19 protein-coding genes and 2 pseudogenes are annotated in these 22,215 nt (G+C 66.5%); 13 read left to right on the top strand and 8 right to left on the bottom strand.

The window, feature by feature from the left end; genetic code table 11:
* The first annotated feature begins 51 nt into the window (after positions 1 to 51).
* Both secD and secF read left to right on the top strand, forming a co-directional pair.
* Complete coding sequence (gene secD, locus FAZ69_RS06730) at positions 52 to 2,088, top strand: protein translocase subunit SecD (protein ID WP_136893171.1); 2,037 nt, start codon at positions 52 to 54, stop codon at positions 2,086 to 2,088.
* Positions 2,089 to 2,103: 15 nt separating this feature from the next.
* Positions 2,104 to 3,054 (top strand): protein translocase subunit SecF, encoded by a 951-nt coding sequence (gene secF, locus FAZ69_RS06725; protein WP_136893170.1) that lies wholly within the window; start codon positions 2,104 to 2,106, stop codon positions 3,052 to 3,054.
* A 94-nt stretch (positions 3,055 to 3,148) separates the two neighbouring features.
* On the opposite strand, the pseudogene FAZ69_RS06720 reads toward secF, so the two are convergent.
* The 4 genes and pseudogenes from FAZ69_RS06720 to FAZ69_RS06705 form a co-directional block, all read right to left on the bottom strand.
* Positions 3,149 to 3,395 (bottom strand): annotated as a pseudogene (locus tag FAZ69_RS06720) (MFS transporter); the annotation flags it as partial.
* Between the two features lie 196 nt (positions 3,396 to 3,591).
* Positions 3,592 to 4,158, bottom strand: a complete 567-nt coding sequence (locus FAZ69_RS06715; protein ID WP_169708590.1) for a YceI family protein — start codon at positions 4,156 to 4,158, stop codon at positions 3,592 to 3,594.
* Between the two features lie 75 nt (positions 4,159 to 4,233).
* Positions 4,234 to 4,797, bottom strand: a complete 564-nt coding sequence (locus FAZ69_RS06710) for a YceI family protein (protein ID WP_136893168.1) — start codon at positions 4,795 to 4,797, stop codon at positions 4,234 to 4,236.
* An 8-nt stretch (positions 4,798 to 4,805) separates the two neighbouring features.
* Entirely contained in the window at positions 4,806 to 5,363 is a 558-nt protein-coding gene (locus FAZ69_RS06705) for a cytochrome b (protein WP_136893167.1), read from the bottom strand.
* A 328-nt stretch (positions 5,364 to 5,691) separates the two neighbouring features.
* Here FAZ69_RS06705 and FAZ69_RS06700 point away from each other — a divergent pair, with 328 nt between their 5' ends.
* The 8 genes and pseudogenes from FAZ69_RS06700 to FAZ69_RS06665 form a co-directional block, all read left to right on the top strand.
* The gene (locus FAZ69_RS06700) at positions 5,692 to 6,330 is read left to right on the top strand and encodes a paraquat-inducible protein A (protein ID WP_136893166.1); all 639 of its coding nucleotides are present in this window, start codon (positions 5,692 to 5,694) and stop codon (positions 6,328 to 6,330) included.
* A gap of 8 nt (positions 6,331 to 6,338) precedes the next feature.
* Positions 6,339 to 7,001 carry a paraquat-inducible protein A gene (locus FAZ69_RS06695; RefSeq protein WP_136893165.1) on the top strand — a complete coding sequence of 221 codons (663 nt, stop codon included), beginning with the start codon at positions 6,339 to 6,341 and terminating at the stop codon, positions 6,999 to 7,001.
* A complete protein-coding gene (locus FAZ69_RS06690; protein WP_136893164.1) occupies positions 6,994 to 8,685 on the top strand; it encodes a PqiB family protein in 1,692 nt (563 codons plus the stop codon). Before FAZ69_RS06695 ends, FAZ69_RS06690 begins: the two co-directional genes overlap by 8 nt.
* The gene (locus tag FAZ69_RS06685; protein WP_136893163.1) at positions 8,682 to 9,500 is read left to right on the top strand and encodes a PqiC family protein; all 819 of its coding nucleotides are present in this window, start codon (positions 8,682 to 8,684) and stop codon (positions 9,498 to 9,500) included. The genes FAZ69_RS06690 and FAZ69_RS06685 overlap by 4 nt, the downstream gene beginning before the upstream one ends.
* Before the next feature lie 148 nt (positions 9,501 to 9,648).
* Positions 9,649 to 11,787 (top strand): site-specific recombinase, encoded by a 2,139-nt coding sequence (locus tag FAZ69_RS06680; RefSeq protein WP_136893162.1) that lies wholly within the window; start codon positions 9,649 to 9,651, stop codon positions 11,785 to 11,787.
* A 52-nt stretch (positions 11,788 to 11,839) separates the two neighbouring features.
* Positions 11,840 to 13,135, top strand: coding sequence for a THUMP domain-containing class I SAM-dependent RNA methyltransferase (locus FAZ69_RS06675; protein WP_136893161.1), 1,296 nt, complete (start codon positions 11,840 to 11,842; stop codon positions 13,133 to 13,135).
* Between the two features lie 133 nt (positions 13,136 to 13,268).
* Positions 13,269 to 13,667, top strand: coding sequence for a VOC family protein (locus FAZ69_RS06670; protein ID WP_136893160.1), 399 nt, complete (start codon positions 13,269 to 13,271; stop codon positions 13,665 to 13,667).
* A 20-nt stretch (positions 13,668 to 13,687) separates the two neighbouring features.
* Positions 13,688 to 14,438: pseudogene (locus tag FAZ69_RS06665) on the top strand (helix-turn-helix transcriptional regulator); the annotation flags it as partial.
* Between the two features lie 26 nt (positions 14,439 to 14,464).
* Here the strand turns inward: FAZ69_RS06665 and FAZ69_RS06660 are convergent.
* From FAZ69_RS06660 to FAZ69_RS06650, 3 genes are read right to left on the bottom strand one after another with little or no spacing between them, the layout of a single operon-like run.
* Positions 14,465 to 15,919 (bottom strand): NAD(P)(+) transhydrogenase (Re/Si-specific) subunit beta, encoded by a 1,455-nt coding sequence (locus FAZ69_RS06660; protein ID WP_136893158.1) that lies wholly within the window; start codon positions 15,917 to 15,919, stop codon positions 14,465 to 14,467.
* Positions 15,920 to 16,249 carry an NAD(P) transhydrogenase subunit alpha part 2 gene (locus tag FAZ69_RS06655; protein ID WP_136893157.1) on the bottom strand — a complete coding sequence of 110 codons (330 nt, stop codon included), beginning with the start codon at positions 16,247 to 16,249 and terminating at the stop codon, positions 15,920 to 15,922.
* Between the two features lie 11 nt (positions 16,250 to 16,260).
* Entirely contained in the window at positions 16,261 to 17,403 is a 1,143-nt protein-coding gene (locus FAZ69_RS06650; protein WP_136893156.1) for a Re/Si-specific NAD(P)(+) transhydrogenase subunit alpha, read from the bottom strand.
* Between the two features lie 195 nt (positions 17,404 to 17,598).
* Here FAZ69_RS06650 and FAZ69_RS06645 point away from each other — a divergent pair, with 195 nt between their 5' ends.
* From FAZ69_RS06645 to FAZ69_RS06635, 3 genes are all read left to right on the top strand, one after another.
* On the top strand, positions 17,599 to 18,111 hold the full coding sequence (locus FAZ69_RS06645; RefSeq protein WP_136893155.1) for an NUDIX hydrolase: 513 nt from the start codon (positions 17,599 to 17,601) through the stop codon (positions 18,109 to 18,111).
* A gap of 61 nt (positions 18,112 to 18,172) precedes the next feature.
* Entirely contained in the window at positions 18,173 to 19,372 is a 1,200-nt protein-coding gene (gene mnmA, locus FAZ69_RS06640; RefSeq protein ID WP_136893154.1) for a tRNA 2-thiouridine(34) synthase MnmA, read from the top strand.
* Positions 19,373 to 19,604: 232 nt separating this feature from the next.
* Entirely contained in the window at positions 19,605 to 21,218 is a 1,614-nt protein-coding gene (locus FAZ69_RS06635; RefSeq protein WP_136893153.1) for an FMN-binding glutamate synthase family protein, read from the top strand.
* 175 nt (positions 21,219 to 21,393) lie between these two features.
* Here FAZ69_RS06635 and FAZ69_RS06630 read toward each other — a convergent pair whose 3' ends face one another.
* Complete coding sequence (locus FAZ69_RS06630) at positions 21,394 to 22,005, bottom strand: glutathione S-transferase family protein (RefSeq protein WP_136893152.1); 612 nt, start codon at positions 22,003 to 22,005, stop codon at positions 21,394 to 21,396.
* Between the last annotated feature and the right edge of the window lie 210 nt (positions 22,006 to 22,215).

The raw sequence follows: 22,215 nt of genomic DNA, 5'->3' as shown, positions 1-22,215 counted from the left end.
ACATCGCCGGACGCAACGCCCCCAAGCCAACTTTCCCGTTCGGCCTATCCCATGAATCGTTACCCCCTCTGGAAATATGTCGTGATGGCCGTGGCGCTCGCCATCGGCCTTCTCTACACATTGCCCAATTTCTACGGCGAAGCGCCGGCGGTGCAGGTGCTGAGCGGCAAGGCGACGGTCCGGCTCGATGCGTCGACGCTCAGCGCGGTCGAATCGGCGCTCGCCGCCGGCAGCGTCAAGCCTGACGACATCACCTTCGACAACGCCCAGACCAACGCGAACATCCGCGTGCGCCTGAAGGACACCGACACGCAGCTGCGCGTGAAGGACATGCTGCAAAAGGCGCTGAACCCCGATCCGAGCGATCCGCAGTTCATCGTCGCACTGAACCTGCAAAGCGCGTCGCCGCACTGGCTGACCGCGCTGCACGCGCTGCCGATGTACCTCGGCCTCGACCTGCGCGGCGGCGTCCACTTCCTGATGCAAGTCGATATGGCCGGCGCGCTCAACAAGCGCCTCGACTCCGATGCGTCGGATGCGCGCACCTTCCTGCGCGACAAGAACATCCGCGACGGCGGCGTGAACCGCGCCGGGCAATCGGTGGTCGTCAATTTCGCCGACCAGGACGTCGCCAACACCGCGCGCCAGCAGCTCTCGTCGAGCATCGGCGAGCTCCAGTGGGTGACCCAGCCCGCGCCGGGCGGCGGCTTCCAGGTGACCGGCACGTTCACGCCGGCCGAGCAGAAGGCCGTCCAGGACGCCGCGGTCAAGCAGAACATCACCACGCTGCACAACCGGGTCAACGAGCTCGGCGTGTCGGAGCCGGTGATCCAGCAGCAAGGCGCCGATCGCATCGTGGTCGAGCTGCCCGGCGTGCAAGATACCGCCAAGGCGAAGGACATCATCGGCCGCACGGCGACGCTCGAAGCGCGCCTCGCCGACCCGGTCAACACCTATCTCCAGAACCCGACCGACCCGGTGCCGGCGGGCGACGAAGCGTTCAAGGAAGCCAACGGCCTCACGGTTCTGCTGCGCAAGCAAGTGATCTTCACGGGCGACAGCATCATCGACGCGTCGGCCGGCTTCGACGAGCACAACCGTCCGTCGGTCAACATTCGCCTCAACTCGGCCGGCGGCCGCGCGGTGCGCAGCGTGTCGCGCGACAACATCGGCAAGCCGATGGCGATGGTGCTGTTCGAGAAGGGTAAGGGCCAGGTGCTGACAGTCGCGACGATCCAGTCGGAGCTCGGCGACCGCTTCCAGATCACCGGCCAGCCGACCCCGCAGTCCGCCGCCGACCTCGCGCTGCTGCTGCGCGCCGGCTCGCTCGCCGCGCCGATGGACATCATCGAAGAGCGCACGATCGGCCCGAGCCTGGGCGCCGACAACATCCACAAGGGCTTCGATTCGGTCGTCTACGGCTTTGCCGCGATCGCCGTCTTCATGATCGCGTACTACATGCTGTTCGGGCTGGTGTCGATGATCGGGCTGTCGGTGAACCTGCTGCTCCTGATCGCGATCCTCTCGCTGATGCAGGCCACGCTGACGCTGCCGGGCATCGCCGCTATCGCACTCGCGCTCGGCATGGCGATCGACGCAAACGTGCTGATCAACGAGCGCGTGCGTGAAGAGCTGCGCAACGGCGCGGCGCCGCAGCTCGCGATCCAGAATGGCTACGCGCACGCCTGGGCGACGATTCTCGACTCGAACGTGACGACGCTGATCGCCGGTCTCGCGCTGCTCGCGTTCGGCTCCGGTCCGGTGCGCGGCTTCGCGATCGTGCACTGCATCGGCATTCTCACGTCGATGTTCTCCGCGGTGTTCTTCTCGCGCGGTCTCGTGAACCTCTGGTACGGCGGCAAGAAGAAGCTGAAGTCGCTCGCGATCGGCCAGGTGTGGAAGCCGGCCACGGTCGAAAGCGGCGCCTACCTGGGCGCTGAGGACGCGGCCACCGATACCGGCCGCGCCGTCGCCGCCGCCAGCGCGCCGAAGGCAGCCCCCGCGCGCGCCGGCAAGCCGGCCCTGCGCCGCCGCTCGCAACCGGGCCAACCCAACGTTTCGCCCAAGAAGCCGGATTCGTCCCGCTGAGCCCCGGAGAAGCACATGGAATTTTTCCGCATCCATAAAGACATCCCGTTCATGAAACGGGCGTTGATTTTCAACGCGATCTCGTTTCTGACGTTCATTGCCGCCGTGTTTTTCCTGGTACATCGAGGGCTGCATCTCTCGGTCGAATTCACGGGCGGCACGGTCGTCGAAGTGCAATACCCGCAAGCCGCTCAGCTCGAGCCGGTGCGCGACACGCTCGGCAAGCTCGGTTACCCCGACGCGCTCGTGCAGAACTTCGGCACCTCGCGCGACGTGCTGATCCGCCTGCCGCTCAAGGCAGGCCTCACGTCCGCCCAGCAGAGCGAGCAGGTGATGACCGGGCTGAAGGCGCAGAACGCGGACGTGCAGCTGCAGCGCGTCGAGTTCGTCGGGCCGCAGGTCGGCAAGGAGCTGGCTACCGACGGCCTGATGGCGCTCGCCTGCGTCGTGGCCGGCATCATCATCTACCTGTCGTTCCGCTTCGAATGGAAGTACGCGGTAGCCGGCGTCATCGCGAACCTGCACGACGTCGTGATCATTCTCGGCTTCTTCGCGTTCTTCCAGTGGGAGTTCTCGCTGTCGGTACTGGCAGCCGTGCTTGCCGTGCTGGGCTACTCGGTGAACGAATCGGTCGTGATCTTCGACCGGATCCGCGAGACGTTCCGCCGCGAACGCAAGATGACGGTCATGGAAGTCATCAACCATGCGATCACGAGCACGATCTCGCGGACCATCATCACGCACGGCTGCACGCAGATGATGGTGCTGTCGATGTTCCTGTTCGGCGGCCCGACGCTGCACTACTTCGCGCTGGCGCTGACGGTCGGCATCTGCTTCGGTATCTACTCGTCGGTGTTCGTGGCCGCGGCGCTGGCGATGTGGCTCGGCGTGAAGCGCGAGGATCTGCTCAAGGAAAAGAAGACCCAGCACGATCCGAACGATCCCAACGCGGGCGCGCAGGTTTGATCGCCTGGTTGATCATCCAGCAACGCTGAACGCACCAAAAGAAATGGCCGGTTCTGACTGAACCGGCCATTTTGCTTTTGGAAGATCGAAGGCGCTATTTGAATCCGAGCACGCGACGCGCCGCAACCAGCGCCCCCAGGCTCACCAGCGCGGCGAAGATCATGTAGAAGCTCGGCGATGTTATAGGCGAGCGACATCCCGGTCGTGCGCGTCTGCACCGGGAAGATCTCCGAGAGCAAGCCTGGCAGCGCACCGAAATACCCGGTCATCGAGAGGCCCAGCACGATCTGCACGGCAATCGGCGTGCCGAACGTCGGATGCGCAACGAGAAACACGAACGCCACCGACGGTGCGCCAAGCATGACCGCGTGCCTCCTCGGCAGCCGTCGACAACGTTTCACTCATGCAAGTCTCCTGGAAGGATGACTCCGCGCCGATCGTACAGCGCACAAAAAACCGCTTCGTCGCCAAGCGAACGAAGCGGTTTCTCACCGGTTTTGCGGCCCGAAAGCCGCAGGGAAGTGCAATCCCTTCGGCTTACTGCTTGATGCCTTCTGCCTGGATATGCAGCTTGGTCACCAAGCTGAAGCCGTAATTCTTGCCGAAGTCCATGCCCCAGTCGGCACGGTTGAACTCGGCGCTCGCTTCGACGCCGCAGTCTTCTTTCTTGAGCATCGGGTGCATGATGCACTTGAACGACTCGATCTTCAGGTTCAGCGGCTTGGTCACGCCGTGCATCGTCAGCGTGCCGACCACTTCCGAAGGCTTGTCGCCGTCGAACTTGATCTGCGTGCCCTTGTAGGTCACGTCCGAGAACTTCGCTACGTCGAAGAACGCATCGGTCCTCAAGTGCTCATCGAGCTTGCCGTTGCCGGTCTGGATCGAAGCCGGGTCGACCGTCACCTCGACGGTGCCGGTCTTCGCCGCGCGATCGAGCGTCACGGTGCCGCTCGACTTCGTGAACTTGCCGCGCCAGGTCGATACGCCGCCCAGGTGGTCGGCTTCGAAGCTCGGGTAGGTATGGTTCGGATCGAGCTGGTAAGTGTCGGCGGCAAACGCGCCGAACGACACCGACGAAGCCAGCACGCCAACAGCAATCAACAGGTTCTTCTTCAAGTCAGTCTCCTAAAGCATGCCGCCTGCCCTCGCAGGCGGCGATTCCAAGATTCCAAAAGGGATTCAGCGTTTTGCGACAACGAGGTGAAACTTGATCGACACGTCGTCGGCCACCGTCGACGTATCCTTCCACTCCCCGGTGCCGATATCGAATTGCAGGCGCTTGATCGGCAGCGTGCCGTCGAACGTCTGCGTCGCGCCCTGCTGCGCGACCGTGACCGGCACCGTGATCGTCTGCGACTTGCCCTTGATCGTCAGCTTGCCCGTCACCTTGAACTGGTTGCCGCCCGACGGGGCGATCGCGCTCGACACGAAGGTCGCCGTCGGATACGTCTTCGCGTCGAACCATTCCTTGCCGGCCACCTGCTCGTTGTAGCTCGGGTCGCCGAGATCGTAGCTGCCGACGTCCACGGTGATCTGCGCACTGCCCGCCGCCGGCTTGGCCGGATCGAAGCTCACCTGCGCCGAGAACTTCTTGAAGGTCCCTTCGACCGGCACGTTCATCTGCTTGGAGACCGCCGTGACCGTGCTCTTGGCCATATCGACCTGGGCCAGCGCGCTGCCGGAGGCCACGAACGAGGCTGCGGCGAACGCGGCCAGCATGTAGCGGGAAAACGAGGCTTTCATGTTTATCCTTATTTGAGGAAAGGGATCATCCGGGACAGCAGACCGTCGCGGTCGAGCCATTGGTGCTTGACGGCACCCGCCACGTGCAGAGCGAGGAGTCCGAGCAGACTGTAGTTGAGCACCACGTGCACGGCCTTCAGGATGACCTTGAGCTCCGGATTTGGCGCGATGAGGCGCGGCAACGGCACGATGCCGAGATAAACGACCGGCACGTTGGCCGCCGAGCTGTACAGATAGCCGGACACGGGAATCGCGATCATCAGCGCGTAAAGCAGCACGTGAACGAGGTTGGCCGCGAGTTTCTGCCAGTGGGGCATGCGGCGGGGCATCGGCGGCACGGCGTGGGTCGCGCGCCAGATGATGCGCACCACGGCGAGCGCAAACACGGTCACGCCAATCCACTTGTGCCACGAGAAGTACTTGAGCTTGGTGGGCGTGAAGCCCGGGATATCGGTCATCACCCAGCCGAGCGCAAAGCCGCAGACGATCAAGAGCGCGATCAGCCAGTGCAGCGCGATGGCCGTACCGGAATAGGAGTCGGATTCGGCGAAGGAAGGTTGTTCCATGGACGGACACCAGAGGTTGAGCGGTAAACGAAACGGCCAGTGCATTTGTTCCGCCCGCCCGTGATACGTTCTACGGGCGCCATCCTAACTCAAGCAGAAAATTCCGACTTAAGCGAACGGGACAATCAGCCGCCTGGATAAACCGGAAAGCCTGCCGGCTTCCGAAACCGGCGCCCGTCGGAATCGTCCTAAAAGCGCTTTCGCCCTGCACGCCTGAACGTTCGTGCGGAGCACCATTTGGTAACATGGGCGCGGGTTCCAGCCACATGGCCGGTGTGCCGAAGGCGGCCCGAAAGCCGCGCGGCCCATCAAGCAAACATGAGCGCCTATGAATCGAACCGACCTGATTGCCTGTCATGAATGCGACGCACTGTTGCGAAAACCGCTACTAAGCGCGAAGTCGAGTGCGCGCTGTCCGCGCTGCGGGGCAACCCTTTTTCGCAGCAGCTCGATTCACCTCGAACGCATCTGCGCGGTCACGCTCGGCGCGCTGATCACGTTCCTGATCGCGCAGGCGTTTCCGATCGTCGAGCTCGAAATCAACGGCATCACCTCCCAGACCACGCTGATCGGCGCGCTCGTCGCGCTATGGAACCAGGACATGGAGATCGTCGCGGCGTTCGTGTTCTGCTCGACGATCCTGTTCCCGCTGACCGAGCTGCTCGCACTGCTCTACGTGCTGGTGCCGGTGCGCGCGGGCTTGGTGCCGCCGGGCTTCAACCGGGTCCTGCGGGCCATCCAGTTCGTGCGGCCCTGGGGCATGATCGAAGTGTTCATGCTCGGCATCCTGATCACGGTCGTGAAGATGGTCAGCCTCGCGCGCGTCATTCCCGAGGCCGCGCTGTTCGCGTTCGGCGCGCTCACGCTGATGTTCGCGGTCGTCGTGATGTTCGACCCGCGCACGCTGTGGGACATCGCCGACGGCCTCCCCCATCGCAAAGCGCGCAGCGCTCCCGGCCTCGGCTGACCCCGACGATGACCTACATCACCGCGGCCCAGGCGGGCCTGATCGCATGCCATTCCTGCGGCAACGTCGACGAGCGGGCGCCCCGCCCCGCCGGCGCCATGCCGCACCGGCGCCTGCCGGCGCAACATTGCTCGCGCTGCGGCGCGCCGCTCCATCAGCGCAACCTCGACAGCATCCCGCGCACCTGGGCGCTCCTGATCGCGGCGGCGCTGCTCTATATCCCGGCGAACCTGCTGCCGGTGATGCACACGTCGTCGCTGGTCGGCAGCCAGGACGACACGATCATGAGCGGCGTCGTCTATTTCTGGACCTCGGGCGACTGGCCGCTCGCGATCGTCATCTTCATCGCGAGCATCCTCGTGCCGATGCTCAAGCTCGCCACCCTGTCGCTGCTCGCGATCACCACCCAGCGGCGCTCGCCCTGGCGCCCGCTGCAACGCACGAAGCTCTACCGGATCGTCGAGCGGATCGGCCGCTGGTCGATGCTCGACGTGTTCGTGATCACGCTCACGGTCGCGCTCGTGCGCTTCAATTCGCTCGCCGTCATCACGGCCGGCTGGGGGGCGCTCGCGTTCGCTTCGGTCGTCGTGCTGACGATGACCGCCTCGATGCAATTCGACCCGCGGCTCATCTGGGACAACGTCGAACACTCAGGACAACACCATGAATAGTCCGCAAGGACCGAATCGCGACCCTCATGCCGGGCCTGAATCCGGCGCATCGGGAGGCAACCCGGGCGGCGGCTCGGGCCTGCCGCCCGATCTTCCTGAGCCGATCAACGTGCCGAGGAGCGGCTGGCTGCCGTCGCTCGTCTGGCTGATCCCGCTGATCGCGGCGCTGATCGGCGTCGCGCTCGTCGTCAAGTCGGTGGTCGACCGCGGGCCGACCATCACGATCAGCTTCTCGAGCGCCGAGGGCCTCGAGCCGGGGGGCAAGACCAAGGTCAAGTACAAGGACGTCGATATCGGCTCGGTGCGGACCATCACGCTGTCGAGAGACCATTCGCGCGTGCTCGTCGACGTGCAGCTCACGAAGGAAGCGTCCGACTTCGCGGTCAAGGACACGCGCTTCTGGGTCGTGCGTCCGCGCATCGGCACGAGCGGCGTGTCGGGCCTCAACACGCTGCTCTCGGGCGCGTACATCGGCGTCGACGCGGGCAAGTCGGCCGAAGGCCGCACCGACTTCGCCGGACTCGAGACCCCGCCCCCCGTGACGGGCGACCAGAAGGGCCATCAATACACGCTGCGCGGCGAATCGCTCGGCTCGATCGACATCGGCTCGCCCGTGTTCTACCGGCGCGTGCAGGTCGGCCAGGTGGTGGGCTTCTCGCTCGACAAGGACGGCACCGGCGTGACCATCGGCGTCTTCATCAACGCGCCGTACGATCAGTACGTCGGCGCCAACTCGCGCTGGTGGCATGCGAGCGGCGTCGACCTGCGCCTCGATTCGAGCGGGCTCAAGCTCAATACGCAGTCGCTCGCGACGGTCATCGTCGGCGGGCTCGCGTTCCAGTCGCCGCTGGGGCAGCCGGTCGGCGAGCCGGCGCCCGGCAACAGCGTGTTCCGGCTGTCGGCCGACGAGTCCTCGGCGATGCGCGAGCCCGACGGCCCGGCGCTCACCGTCGTGATGAAGTTCAACCAGTCACTGCGCGGCCTCTCGCCGGGCGCGACGGTCGATTTCCGCGGCATCGTGCTCGGCGAAGTGACCAACATCGGCATCGACTACGATCCGAAAGCGCGCAACTTCACCATGCCGGTGACGATGAACCTCTACCCCGACCGCCTCGGCAAGCGTTTCCGCGAATCGGTGGAGAGCGGCGGCACGGTGGCTGGCAAGGAGCTGCTCAAGGAGCTCGTCGCGCACGGCCTGCGCGGGCAGCTGCGCACCGGCAACCTGCTGACGAGCCAGCTCTACGTCGCGCTCGACATGTTCCCGAAAGCGCAGCCCGTGACGATCGACGTGAACCGCACGCCGCTCGAGCTGCCGACCGTGCCGAACACGCTCGACGAGCTGCAGCTGCAGGTGGCGGACATCGCGAAGAAGCTCGACCAGGTGCCGTTCGATCAAATCGGCGCGAACCTGAACAGCACGCTGAAGAACGCCGACAACCTCTTCAAGCAGCTCGACACGCAAGTCGCGCAAATCGGACCGCAGGCGCGTGATACGCTCGCCGCCGCCAAGCAGACGTTCGGCACCGCCGAGGCGACGCTGCAGCAGGATTCGCCGCTGCAGTCGGACGTCCACCAGGCGCTGACCGAGCTCACGCGCACGCTGCAGTCGCTCAATGCGCTGTCGGATTATCTGGAGCGTCACCCCGAATCGCTGTTGCGCGGCAAACCAGGAGATAAACCATGATCGTCGACCGGCTCACCTCCGCCGCGCGAGACACCGGCCGGACACCGCGGCCGAAGGGCAAACCGGCGGCAAAAACCGCGCTGCGAGCCGCGGCATGCGCGGCGGCGCTGGCAGCGCTCGCGGCGTGCTCGTCGCCTCCGAGCCGTTTCTATACGCTTGGCGCGGGCAGTGCGCCTGCAGCCGTATCCGGAGCCGTTGCGGCAGCGGCGCCGGCCGGCGCGGCGGGTGCGGCGGGTTCAGCCAACCCCGCCGCCCTGTTGATCGAGGTGCCGCCCGTCGATGTGCCTTCGCAGGTCGCGCGCAACCAGATGGTCGTGCAGGCGGGCGCCTCGCGCGTCGACGTGCTCGAGCAAGAGCGCTGGTCGTCGCTGCCGGGCGACGAGATCCGCCGCGCACTGTCGGGCGATCTCGCGCAGCGGCTCGACACCATCGACGTGTTCGGCTCGCCCTATCCCGCCGGCGTGCCGGTGTACCGGATCAGCGTCAACGTGCAGCGCTTCGAATCGTGGCCCGGCTCGCAGGCCGTGCTCGAAGCGGTCTGGAGCGTGCGCGCGGTTGGCTCGCGTGCGGTGCTGACGTGCCGCACGCTCGCCGCCGAACCGGTCGGACCGGACTTCGATGCGCTCGTCGAAGGACACCGGCGCGCCGTCGATCGGATGTCTGCGCAGATCGCGGCGGGCGTGCGCGCCCTCGCCGCGAGCGGCCCGGTACGCGGCGCCGCGTCGGAGACAGCGGCCACGCTGCCGGCGCCCGTGCCATGTCCCAGCGCGAGCCCGGCGCCCGCGGCCAGCAACACCACATCGGCCGCAGGCTGAGACGACCGATGGGCGCCGCCAAGCCGGCGCCCATCGAGCAACAAGCCAACCTGTGCAGCTTTCCGAGCGCTTTCAGGTCTTCGTTTTCCTAACCATTGAAATGAGATCGTCTGGCCTCTTTGCCGCCGCGATCTCCAAGAGCCAGCTTATGTTTCGATCTCTCACCACGCTCGTCAGGAAATGGCGAGCCTCACGCAACGCCGGCCATCAGCTCGATGCGCTGCTGGCAATCGCCAATGCGGACGCGCCCTATGCCGAACGCAGTGAATGGCTCATCGAGCTCGCGCACTGGATTCGCCGCAAAGGCACCGTACAGCCCGTCGCGAGCGACAGCGGCGACCCGAACGCCGCGCCGCGCGACGAAACGCGCCCCAAATCGGAGCACACGCGGTTGCGCTACCTGTTTCGCGTGCTCGATCGCAATCCGGAGTGGAAAGCGAACGTCGCAGGCATCCTGCAGGCAACGCTGCACGAAAGCGACAGCATTTCGCTGCTGTGCGACGCGGGCATGCCGGTCCAGTCGGGGTTTTTCGGGGCGATCTTCGAGCGCCTGCAGGCGTCGCTGATTCCGCCCGCGCCGAACCAGCGCAACCTGAGCGCGCTCGTCACGCTGATGTTCCCCGAGGAAACCGACGCCGGATGGATCGAGTCGCTGCCGCTCGACGTGCTGGCGCAGCTGCGCGCGCTGCTCGAGTTCGACGTCGCGGGCAGCGGCAAGCACAAGCCGGTGGCGCTGTCGGGCGACCTGCTGACCGCGCTGCACAGCCTGATCTGCCAGATCAGCTCGACAGGGCTCTCGCAGACGGTGCGCAGCCGTCTCGACGACGAAGACTCGCGCATGCCGCTCGACAAGCAGCCGTTCTACCGGCTCACGCGCGCGATGCTCGCGGTGGAGGCCGCCAACGCCGCCGTCGACGAAGGCCGCGAAGAAGAGCTGCAGCTGCTGCACGAGGTGAACTACCTGCGCGTGCTGCTCGACGAGTGCCGCGCGGCGGTCGACCGCGTGTTCGCGCATCTGTATCGCAACGGCGTGAGCGTCGACATCGTGTTCCAGGTCGAGCGGATGCGCATGCGCATCCTGCGCGCCGAGCACCTGCTCGACGCCTGGATGGCCGACGACAACCTGCACGAAGGCGCGCGCCTCGCCGCCGAGCTCGTCAACGCCAACCAGGCGAGCCAGAGCGTGGCGCACCTTTTCCGCAGCAACTTCGCGTTGCTCGCGCGCAAGATGGTCGAGACGAGCGCTGACGTCGGCGAGCACTACATCGCGCGCGACCGCCGCGAATACCTGACGATGCTGCGCATGGCCGCGGGCGGCGGCCTCGTGACGGTCGTGACGGTCTGCGTCAAGTTCTGGATCACGGGCGTGCATCTGCAATCGATGATCGAAGGCCTGTTCGCCGGCATCAACTACGCGGCGAGCTTCACGCTGATGCACTTCCTGCATTTCACGCTGGCGACCAAGCAGCCGGCGATGACGGCCCCCACCATCGCGCGCGAGCTCGACGGCGCGGGCACGCCGCAAGGCCTCGAGGCGTTCGTCTCGTCGGTGATCGCACTGATCCGCACGCAGTCGGCGGCGATCTTCGGCAACGTCATGCTCGTGGTGCCGTTCTGCCTGCTGATCCAGATCCTGTTCCACACGGTGCTGCACACCGACCTGATCTCGCCGGAGAAAGCGCACCACACGCTGCAATCGTTCTCGCTGCTGGGGCCGACGCCGTTCTACGCGGCGCTGACGGGCGTGCTGCTGTGGTCGTCGAGCCTCGTGGCGGGATGGGCGGACAACTGGTTCGTGCTCCATCGCGTCGGCGATGCGCTCGCCTACAACCGCCGCTTGCGGATGACGCTCGGCGCGGCCGGCGCCGCGAAGCTCGCGAAGTTCTGCCGCTCGAACATCTCGGGCGTGGTGGGCAACGTGGGGCTCGGGTTGATGCTCGGCCTCGTGCCGTCGATCCTGACCGCCTTCGCATTCAGCTTCGAAGTGCGCCACGTGACGCTCTCCTCGGGCTCGATCGCCATCGCGGCCGGCGTGCTCGGCACGGGCATCCTGCGCACGGGCGAATTCTGGTGGGCCGTAGCGGGCGCAGGCAGCATGGCGATCCTGAACGTCGCGGTCAGCTTCGCGCTCGCGTTCTACATGGCCGTGCGCTCGCGCAGCCTGCGGCCGACCGCTGTGCGCTCGCTGATCGGCGCGGTGCGCAATGCGGTGCTCCGCAATCCGCTGCAGCTCGTGTGGCCGGTGAAGGCCGCGGGCGAATCGGTCGGCGGGCTCAAGACGGATTGAGGCCAGCGGCGCCGCGTACAATGGCGTACTTTGCATTGACCGGCGCCGCCTCATGTCCTCCCCAGCTCTCTTCGACTTCTTCCTCCCCTGCCCGCGCGGACTCGAAGCCGCACTCGCCGCCGAGCTCGCGGAAATCGGTGCGCGCCACACCGGCGCGGCCCAGTTCGAAGCGGGCGCCCAGGTGCCCGGCGGCGTGCATTTTCGCGGCAACTGGAAGGCCGGGATGGCGGCGAACCTGCATTCGCGGATCGCGAGCCGCGTGCTCCTGAAAATCGCGCACCGCCCGTATCGCAACGAACAGGACGTCTACGCGCTCGCTCTCGAGCAGCGCTGGGAGCAGTGGTTCTCGGCGAACGAGACCATCCGCATCGACCTCACCGCGATCAAGTCGCCGCTGAAGAGCCTCGAGTTCGCGACGCTGCGCGTGAAGGACGCCGTCTGCGACCGCCTGCGCGAAGTGAGCGGCGCGCGCCCGAGCGTCGACACCGCGCAGCCCGACGTGCGCATCTTCGCGTTCCTGACGGCGACCGATTGCACGCTCTACCTCGACACCTCGGGCGAGCCGCTCTTCAAGCGCGGCTGGCGGCTCGACAAGGGCGCCGCTCCCCTGCGCGAAAACCTCGCCGCGGGCATCCTGCGCTTGACGGGCTGGACGGCCGACACGCCGCTCTACGATCCGATGTGCGGCAGCGGCACGTTCCTTGCCGAAGCGGCGCAGGCAGCGCTGAATATCGCGCCGGGCGTCGATCGCCGCTTCGGCTTCGAAAAGCTCAAGCAATACGACATCACGGCCTGGCAGGCGCTGAAAGTCGAGGCAATGGATGCGAAGCGCAAGGCGCTGGCCTCGCGCGCGGACCTGGCGATCTTCGGCAGCGATATTTCCGGCGACATGCTCGAGAAGGCGCGCGCCAATTTCGAGCGCGCGGGCTTGCCGCGGATCCAGATCAAGCAGGTCGACGCGCGCGCGATGACGCCGCCCAGCGCGGCGCCGGGCGTGCTCGTCGCCAATCCGCCGTATGGCGAGCGTATCGAAGTGCGCGGCCGCGGCCCGCGCGGCGAGATCCGTGAGACACGCCGCGGCGAGAACGACGAAGGCTTCCGCCGCGCCCATGCCGATACGCCCGACAGCGAGTTTTTCCAGTCGCTCGGCGACGCGCTCAAACAGCGCTTCTCCGGCTGGCGCGCGTTCTTCCTCACCTCCGATCGCAAGCTGCCGGGCCAGCTGCGCCTGCGCGAATCGGCGAAGACGCCGCTTTTCAACGGCGCGCTCGAGTGCCGCCTGTTCCGCTTCGACCTCGTGACGGGGAGCGTCAAGCAGCGTCCGGCAGGCGATACGCCGGCTGCGTAACGGCAGCACCTCCAGACAGCTTCCTCTGATGCCAGCCTGCTGACAGAACGTTGTCAGCAGGCTGGCTGCAGACTTCAGTTACGCGCCATCGGGCGCTTTGTCCGGCTTACCGCCACCGTTCCTGGAGACTGTCATGACTGCTGCCACCCTCGCATCCACCCGCGTGCTGTCCTGGTTCGAAATTCCCGCGCTCGACTTCGAGCGCGCCGTCCGCTTCTACGAAACGGCACTCGATATGCCGCTCAAGCGCGAAATCTTCGGCGGCGTGCCGATCGCGGTGTTCGCGCACGACGAAGGCGCGACCGGCGGCGCGATCGTCTTCGACCCGCAGCAGGCGAAGCCGGCCGCCGGCGGCGTGCTCGTGTACCTCGATGCGTCACCGTCGGTATCCGATGCGCTCGCGCGCGTCGAGCGCGCCGGCGGCAAGAAGCACGGCCCGGCCATCGAGTTGCCCAACAGCATCGGCTACATCGCGTTCTTCACCGATAGCGAAGGCAACCGCATCGGCCTTCATTCACCGAAGCTCGCCTGAGCGGACGGTCCGGCCGGATAGCACGCGCGGCGCTATCATCGCGGCATCGCCGCTGTCCGGCCCCCGTCATTCTTCGCACCTGCCATGACCCGCCGCGCCGACCGCCTGTTCCAGATCGCCGAGCTGCTGCGCGGCCGGCGTCTCACGACCGCGCAGCAGTTGGCGGAATGGCTGTCGGTATCGCTGCGCACGGTCTATCGCGACGTGCGCGACTTGCAGCTCTCCGGCGTGCCGATCGAAGGCGAAGCGGGCATCGGCTACCGGCTGAGCCGCTCCGCAAGCCTGCCGCCGCTCACCTTCACCGCCGACGAGCTCGCCGCGCTCGCCGCCGGCGCTCGCATGATCGAGACCTGGGGCGGCGCGGGGCTCGCGGGCGGCGCCCGCAGCGCGCTCGCCAAGATTGCCTCGGCGATGCCCGCCGACAAGCGCGCGACGCTCGAACGCATCGCGGTCTTCGCGCCGTCGTTTCACATCGGCCGGGATTTTTCGGAAAAAGTGGATACGCTGCACCGGGCTGTCGATACGCATCACGTCGTAAGCTTCGCGTATCGCGATCGCCTCGGACAGGAGACCGAGCGGCGCGTCTGGCCGCTCGGTCTCGTCTATTGGGGCGGGCGCTGGACCATCGGCGCGTGGTGCGAACTGCGCTCGGACTTCCGTAATTTCGACATCGCGCGCATGACGGGCGTCGGGACGCACGAGGCGTTTCCCGACATGGAGGGAAGACGGCTCGCGGATTATCTGCGGCGCGTCCACGCCCCTGTGAATTGACGCGCCGCCATGCGCCCGCGCAGACGTCAATCCACCGACTTCACCATATCCTCGATCACCTTCTTCGCATCGCCGAAGACCATCATGGTCTTGTCCATGTAGAAGAGATCGTTGTCGAGCCCGGCATACCCCGCCGCCATCGACCGCTTGTTGACGATCACCGTGCGCGCCTTGTACGCCTCGATGATCGGCATGCCCGCGATCGGCGACTTCGGGTCGTTCTTCGCGGCCGGGTTCACCACGTCGTTCGCCCCGAGCACGAGCACCACGTCGACCTGGCCGAACTCGCCGTTGATGTCCTCCATCTCGTGGACGATCTCGTACGGCACTTCGGCTTCCGCCAGCAGCACGTTCATGTGACCCGGCATCCGTCCCGCGACCGGGTGGATCGCGTACTTCACATCGATGCCCTTCTCGACAAGCTTGTCGGTCAACTCCTTCAGCGCATGCTGCGCGCGCGCCACCGCCAGACCGTAGCCCGGCACGATCACCACCGTCTCCGCGTTGCCGAGCATGAACGACGCATCCTCGGCCGAGCCCGACTTCACCGGCCGCTGCTCGGCCTGGCCGGCCGCCGCCGCGGTGCCGGGCTCGGCGCCGAAACCGCCCAGCAGCACGTTGAAGAACGAGCGGTTCATTGCCTTGCACATGATGTACGACAGGATCGCGCCCGACGAGCCCACCAGCGACCCGGCGATGATCAGCATCGCGTTGTTCAACGAGAAGCCGATGCCCGCCGCCGCCCACCCCGAGTACGAATTGAGCATCGACACCACCACGGGCATGTCCGCCCCGCCGATCGGGATGATGATCAGCACACCGAGCGCGAACGCGATCAGCGTCATGATGATGAACGGCAGCCACGACTGCGTCAGAAAGAAGATGACGCCGAAGCCGACCATGCCGAGCGCGAGCATCAGGTTGATCAGATGCTGTCCCGGGTAGACCACGGGCGCGCCCTGGAACAAGCGGAACTTGTACTTGCCCGAGAGCTTGCCGAAGGCGATCACCGAGCCGCTGAACGTGATCGCGCCGACGAAGGTGCCGATGAAGAGCTCGATGCGGTTGCCGTACGGCAGGAAGCCCGGCACCGGATTGTCCGGGTCGACGAGCCCGAACGCGGCCGGCTCCGAGACCACCCCGTACGCGATGCAGACGGCCGCGAGACCGATCAGCGAGTGCATCGCCGCGACGAGCTCCGGCATCTTCGTCATCTCGACACGCGCCGCGATATACGCGCCCACCGCGCCGCCCACCACCAGCGCCGCAAACACCAAGCCCAGCCCGAGACCCAGGTTCGAGCCGAGCGCAAACGCCTGCTTCATGATCAGCGTGACGGTCGTGCCGATCGCGATCGCCATCCCCACCATGCCGAACAGGTTGCCGGCGCGCGCGCTCTTCGGATTCGACAGCCCCTTGAGCGCCTGGATGAAGCACACCGAGGCCACGAGGTACAGCAGCGTAACGACGTTCATGCTCATTTACGCGCCCTCCTTCGAACCACCAGGACCCGCGATCTTCTTGGGCTCCTTCTTCTTGAACATCTCGAGCATTCGCCTCGTGACGAGGAACCCGCCGAACACGTTGACCGCCGCGAGCGCCACGGCGACCGTGCCGAAGAACTTGCCCGGACCGACCGTCAAACCCGCCGCGAGCATCGCGCCGACGATCACGATCGCCGAGATCGCGTTGGTGACCGCCATCAGCGGCGTATGGAGCGCGGGCGTCACGTTCCAGACGACGTGATAGCCGACGTACACCGCCAGCACGAAGATGATGATGTTGATGACCGTGTGATTGATGACTTCCATCGCCGTCCCCTTCAAGCCTTGCGCGTGACTTCCCCGTCGCGGGCCAGGAGCGTGGCCGCGACGATGTCGTCCGCGAGATCGATGTTGAGCGTGCCTTCCTTCGTGACGATCAGCTTCAGGAAGTCGAGCAGGTTGCGCGCGTAGAGCGACGACGCGTCGGCCGCGACCATCGCCGCGAGGTTCGTGAAGCCGACGATCGTCACGCCATGCCGCGTCACGACTTGATCGGCCTCGGTCAGCGGGCAGTTGCCGCCGCGCCGGCCCTCGAACTCGGCGCCGCGCCCGGCCGCGAGATCGACGATCACCGAGCCCGGCCTCATGGCCCGCACGGTCTCGACGGAGATCAGCGTCGGCGCGGCCCGGCCCGGGATCAGGGCGGTGGAAATGACGATGTCGGCCTGCTTGGCGCGCTCGTGAACCGCGACGGACTGGCGCGCGAGCCAGCTCGGCGGCATCGGCCGCGCGTAGCCGCCGACGCCTTCCGCGGCCTCGCGCTCCTCCTGCGTTTCATAAGGCACGTCGATGAACTTCGCGCCGAGCGACTCGATCTGCTCCTTCACGGCAGGCCGCACGTCGGAGGCCTCGATCACGGCGCCCAGGCGCTTGGCGGTTGCGATCGCCTGCAGGCCCGCGACACCCGCGCCCAGCACCAGCACGCGCGCCGCCTTCACGGTGCCGGCGGCGGTCATCAGCATCGGCAGGAAGCGCGGATAGCGCTCGGCGGCGACCAGCACCGCCTTGTAGCCCGCGATATTGGCCTGCGAGCTCAGCACGTCGAGGCTCTGGGCGCGCGTCGTGCGCGGCGCGGCTTCGAGCGCAAACGCGGTAACCCCGGCGGCGGCGAGCTGCGCGGTGTTCTCGGCGTTGAACGGATCGAGCACGCCGACGAGCACGGCGCCGCGCTTCATCAGCGGCAGTTCGGCTTCGGTTGGGGATTGGACTTTGAGAACGAGGTCGGCGCTGAACGCGGCCGCCGCATCGACGAGCTCCGCGCCCGCCGCGGCGAACGCTTCGTCGGTGAAGCTCGCGGCGACGCCTGCGCCCTGCTGGACCGTGACGCGATGTCCCTGGGCGACGTACTTCTTGACCGTCTCGGGCGTCGCGGCAACGCGCGTTTCGTTCGCACGCGCCTCGGCTGGCACTCCGATGTGCATCGTTGGTTCCTCCTCTGCCTTCTTGTTGTCAAGCGAAGATGGGCCGGCGCGCGCCGGCGCTGGGTACAACGGATACCGCGTCACTTTAACCGAAACCGCGCCGGGAGCCGAAATCCGGTTTGCCCCCGGAAAATCCGCGGCGCGCGTCCGAGCCCGTCCGGCAGCCCGGGCGGGCAACCGGTAAAATGCGCGTCTATGAAACCGGAAACCTGGGCCCCGCATGTGACGGTGGCCGCCATCGTCGAACGCGACGGGCGCTTTCTCGTGGTCGAGGAGCATACCGCCGACGGCCTGCGCCTCAACCAGCCGGCCGGCCATCTCGAGGCCGGCGAAACGCTGCTGGACGCGGTCGTCAGGGAAACGCTCGAGGAAACGGCGCATCCGTTCGCGCCCGAAGCGCTGGTCGGCGTCTACATGGCGCATTTCGGCCGGCCCGACAGCGACGGCGCCACCTACCTGCGCTTCACCTTCTGCGGAACGAGCGGCGCGGCGTTTGCCGAGCGCGCGCTCGATCCGGACATCGTCCGCACGCTGTGGCTCACCGCCGACGAACTGCGCGCGTGCCCCGAGCGGCACCGCACGCCGCTCGTGATGCGCTGCGTCGACGATTACCTCGCCGGGCGGCGGGTCCCGCTCGACTTCGTGCACGCGCATTCGGTCGGGCCCAAGACATCGTCAGTGCGCGCCGGGCCGCCCCAAGCGCGCTGACGCCCCCCTCGGGGGGCAGCGAACGCAGTGAGCGCGGGGGCCGTTTTAATTCAGTGAACTTATGAGCAAGCAACGTGTAGTAGTGGGCATGTCGGGGGGCGTCGATTCGTCGGTGACCGCCTGGCTGCTCAAGGAACAAGGCTATGAAGTCGTCGGCCTCTTCATGAAGAACTGGGAGGACGACGACGACAGCGAGTACTGCTCGACACGGCAGGACTGGATCGACGTCGTCTCGGTCGCCGACCTGATCGGCATCGACGTCGAAGCGGTCAACTTCGCCGCCGAATACAAGGACCGCGTGTTCGCGGAGTTCCTGCGCGAGTACTCGGCCGGCCGCACGCCGAACCCGGACGTGCTCTGCAACGCCGAGATCAAGTTCAAGGCGTTTCTCGATCACGCGATGTCGCTCGGCGGCGAGACGATCGCGACTGGCCACTATGCTCGCGTACGCGAGATCGACGGCCGCTTCGAGCTCTTGAAGGCGCTCGACCACACCAAGGATCAGTCCTACTTCCTGCACCGCCTGAACCAGGCGCAACTGTCGAAGACGCTCTTCCCGCTCGGCGAAATCCCGAAGACGAAAGTCCGCGAGATCGCCGCGCAGATCGGCCTGCCGAACGCGAAGAAGAAGGATTCGACAGGGATCTGCTTCATCGGCGAGCGCCCGTTCCGCGACTTCCTGAACCGCTACCTGCCGACCCAGCCGGGACCGATGAAGACGCCCGACGGCAAGACCGTCGGCGAGCATATCGGGCTCGCGTTCTACACGTTCGGCCAGCGCAAAGGCATCGGGCTCGGCGGCAGCAAGACGGGCAGCGGCGAGCCGTGGTTCGTCGCGGGCAAGGACATCCCGTCGAATACGCTCTATGTCGTGCAGGGGCACGACCATCCGTGGCTGCTGTCCGAGACGCTGATCGCGGGCAACACGAGCTGGGTCGCGGGCGCGGCGCCCGAGCCGGGCATGCGGTGCGGCGCGAAGACCCGCTACCGGCAAGCCGACGCTGGCTGCACGTTCGGCGCGGCCGGCTTAGGCGCGGCCGGCTTAGGTGCGGCCGGCTTAGGCGCGGCCGAGGCGTTCAGCGCATCCGGCGACGCCCATTTCGAGCTGACGTTCGATGCGAAGCAATGGGCGGTCACGCCGGGCCAATCCGCGGTCCTCTACGACGGCGACGTGTGCCTGGGCGGCGGCATCATCGAGCACGCCAGCACGGCACAGCCGGCCGCGAACCGTCCCTCGGCTGCGCTTCTCGAAGCACGCTGACAAATAGCGCGCCCCCACGCTCACTTCGTTCGCTGCCCCCCGAGGGGGCTGTCAGCACGCTCGGGGCGGCCCAGCGCGTGCTGACCGCATTACGGGTAGACTTGCGCAACCCCGGTGACGGCGGCCGTTGGCCGCACCGGCGTGTTGTCCCACCCGCGACCGAGGCCGCCCGCGCCCCCGACCGACACAAGACGGCCCTGTCGCGGCGATCCGTTACCGCCTTGGAGCCCTCATGTTTTCTCGACGCTATCTCGCGATGTGGTGCGCCGTGCTGCTCTTCGCGGCCTGCGCCGTCCTGGCCGCGGCGCACTCGATCTCGTGGCTGTGGATCGCGATCCCGCTTGCCCTCGTCGCGCTTGGCCTCTTCGACCTGAACCAGGAACGCCACAGCATCCTGCGCAACTACCCGATCTGGGGCCACCTGCGCTTCATGTTCGAGTTCATCCGGCCGGAGATCCGTCAGTACTTCGTCGAGGACGACACCGACGAGAAGCCGTTCTCGCGCGCCCAGCGCAGCATCGTCTACCAGCGCTCGAAGAACGAGGTCGACAGCCGCCCCTACGGCACCGAGCTCGACGTGAAGGCGGTCGCGCACGAATGGATCAGCCATTCGATCGCGCCGACCAAGCTCGACGGCCACGACTTCCGCATCACGGTCGGCGCCGATCGGGCGCAGCCGTATTCGATGTCGATCTTCAACATCTCGGCGATGAGCTTCGGCTCGCTGTCGGCGAACGCGATCCGCTCGCTCAATCTCGGCGCGAAGAAGGGCAACTTCGCGCACGACACCGGCGAAGGCTCGATGTCGAAATATCACCGCGAGCATGGCGGCGACATCATCTGGGAGGTCGCATCGGGCTACTTCGGCTGCCGCAACGACAACGGCACGTTCAACGCCGACAAGTTCGCCAAGCAGGCGCGCGAGCCGCAAGTGAAGATGATCGAGGTGAAGCTCTCGCAAGGTGCGAAGCCCGGCCACGGCGGGGTGCTGCCGGCCGCCAAGATCACCCCTGAAATCGCCGAGACGCGCGGCGTGCCGATGGGCCGCGACTGCATCTCGCCCGCCTCGCACTCGGAGTTCTCGACGCCGCGCGGGCTGCTCGAATTCGTCGACCGCCTGCGCACGCTGTCGGGCGGCAAGCCGACCGGCTTCAAGCTCTGCATCGGGCATCCGTGGGAGTTCTTCGGCATCGCCAAGGCGATGCTGGAGACCGGGATCGTGCCGGACTTCATCGTCGTCGACGGCGCGGAGGGCGGCACGGGCGCGGCGCCGCTGGAGTTCACCGACCACGTCGGCGTGCCGCTGCAGGAGGGGCTGCTGCTCGTGCACAACACGCTCGTCGGCATCGGCTTGCGCGACAAGATCCGCATCGGCGCGAGCGGCAAGATGATCACCGCGTTCGACATCGCGCGCACGCTCGCGATCGGCGCCGACTGGGTCAACGCGGCGCGCGGCTTCATGTTCGCGGTCGGCTGCATCCAGGCGCAGACCTGCCACACCGGCCGCTGCCCGACCGGCGTCGCGACGCAGGACCCCGTGCGCCAGCGCGCGGTCGTCGTGCCGGACAAGGCCGACCGCGTGTTCAACTTCCATCACAACACGCTGCACGCGCTGCAGGAAATCGTCCAGGCGGCGGGCCTCCGGCATCCGACCGACTTGCGCGCGCACCACATCGTGCGGCGCGTGTCGTCGCATGAGGTGAAGCTGATGTCGGAGCTGCTCTGCTATCTGCAGCCGAACGACCTGCTCAACGGCAACCATCGTTTCGCGATGTACGAGAAGTGGTGGCCGCTCGCGCGCAGCGATTCGTTCGCGCTGAAGGAAGACGGCGCGTTGACGGCCTGAGCGTCAACGCCAATGCCTCACCGACCGCTGCTGGATCGCTGTCGGCCTCTCCTGGCCTGGAACCTGTGGCCGGTGGAAAGACCGTAAACATCAGCTCAAAAGCGTTCCGTGCGCAGACGCACAGATGCTTGCCACTGCAAGAGAGATCTCAGACGGGCGACCGGCGCCCGCCCGCTCAAGCCGGGATCGTATCGACGAACGACTGCCGTTGCGACAGCTTCATGAAGTGCTTGTCGAGATTGGGATGCTTGTCGCGCCAGCTCAATTCCGGGAAGCGGAAGTCGAGATAGCCGAGCACGCAGCCGAGCGCGATGTCGGCGAGCGAATAGTGATTGCCGGAACACCAGGCGTTCCCGCCGAGGCCTTGCGACATCGCGACGAGCCCTTCGTCGATCTTGCGCTGCTGGCGCTCCACCCACGACTCGACGCGATGCTCCTCGGGACGCTGCGTGCTCTCCAGGCGAATCAGCACTGCGGCGTCGAGAACGCCGTCGGCGAGCGCCTCCCAGCAGCGCACCTCGATGCGCTCGCGCCCGGACTGCGGAATCAGCTTGCCGACCGGCGACAAGGTATCGACGTACTCGCAGATCACGCGCGAGTCGAACACGGCTTCCCCGTCCTCCATCACCAGGCACGGCACCTTCCCGATCGGATTGAACTGGTGGATGGTCGAATCCAGCGCCCAGACATCCTCGAGCACCAGTTGGTAGTCGATTTTCTTTTCAGCGAGCACGACCCGGGCCTTGCGGGTGAAGGGGCTGCTGAGCGAACCGATTAATTTCATCATCTGCCTTTCTCAAAATAGCGAGGAAGAGTATACGTTGCCGACGATCATACCGGCGGTCGCGCGCCGCCATCATATCGGCCGTTTCGGGCGTGTGGATGGAATGCAACAGCGTCGCCGGCAAGACGCGCCCCCTGAGCCGGGCACCCCTAAACCGGGTGTCCTTAACGACAACGCGGCACGGCGTCCGTCGGATGACCGGCACGCCCCTGA

It is taken from the genome of Trinickia terrae (assembly GCF_005144415.1).
Classification (GTDB): Bacteria; Pseudomonadota; Gammaproteobacteria; order Burkholderiales; family Burkholderiaceae; genus Trinickia_A; species Trinickia_A terrae.
The sequence above is the reverse complement of the archived record's forward strand: the minus strand, read 5'-3'. Positions and strand labels throughout refer to the sequence as shown.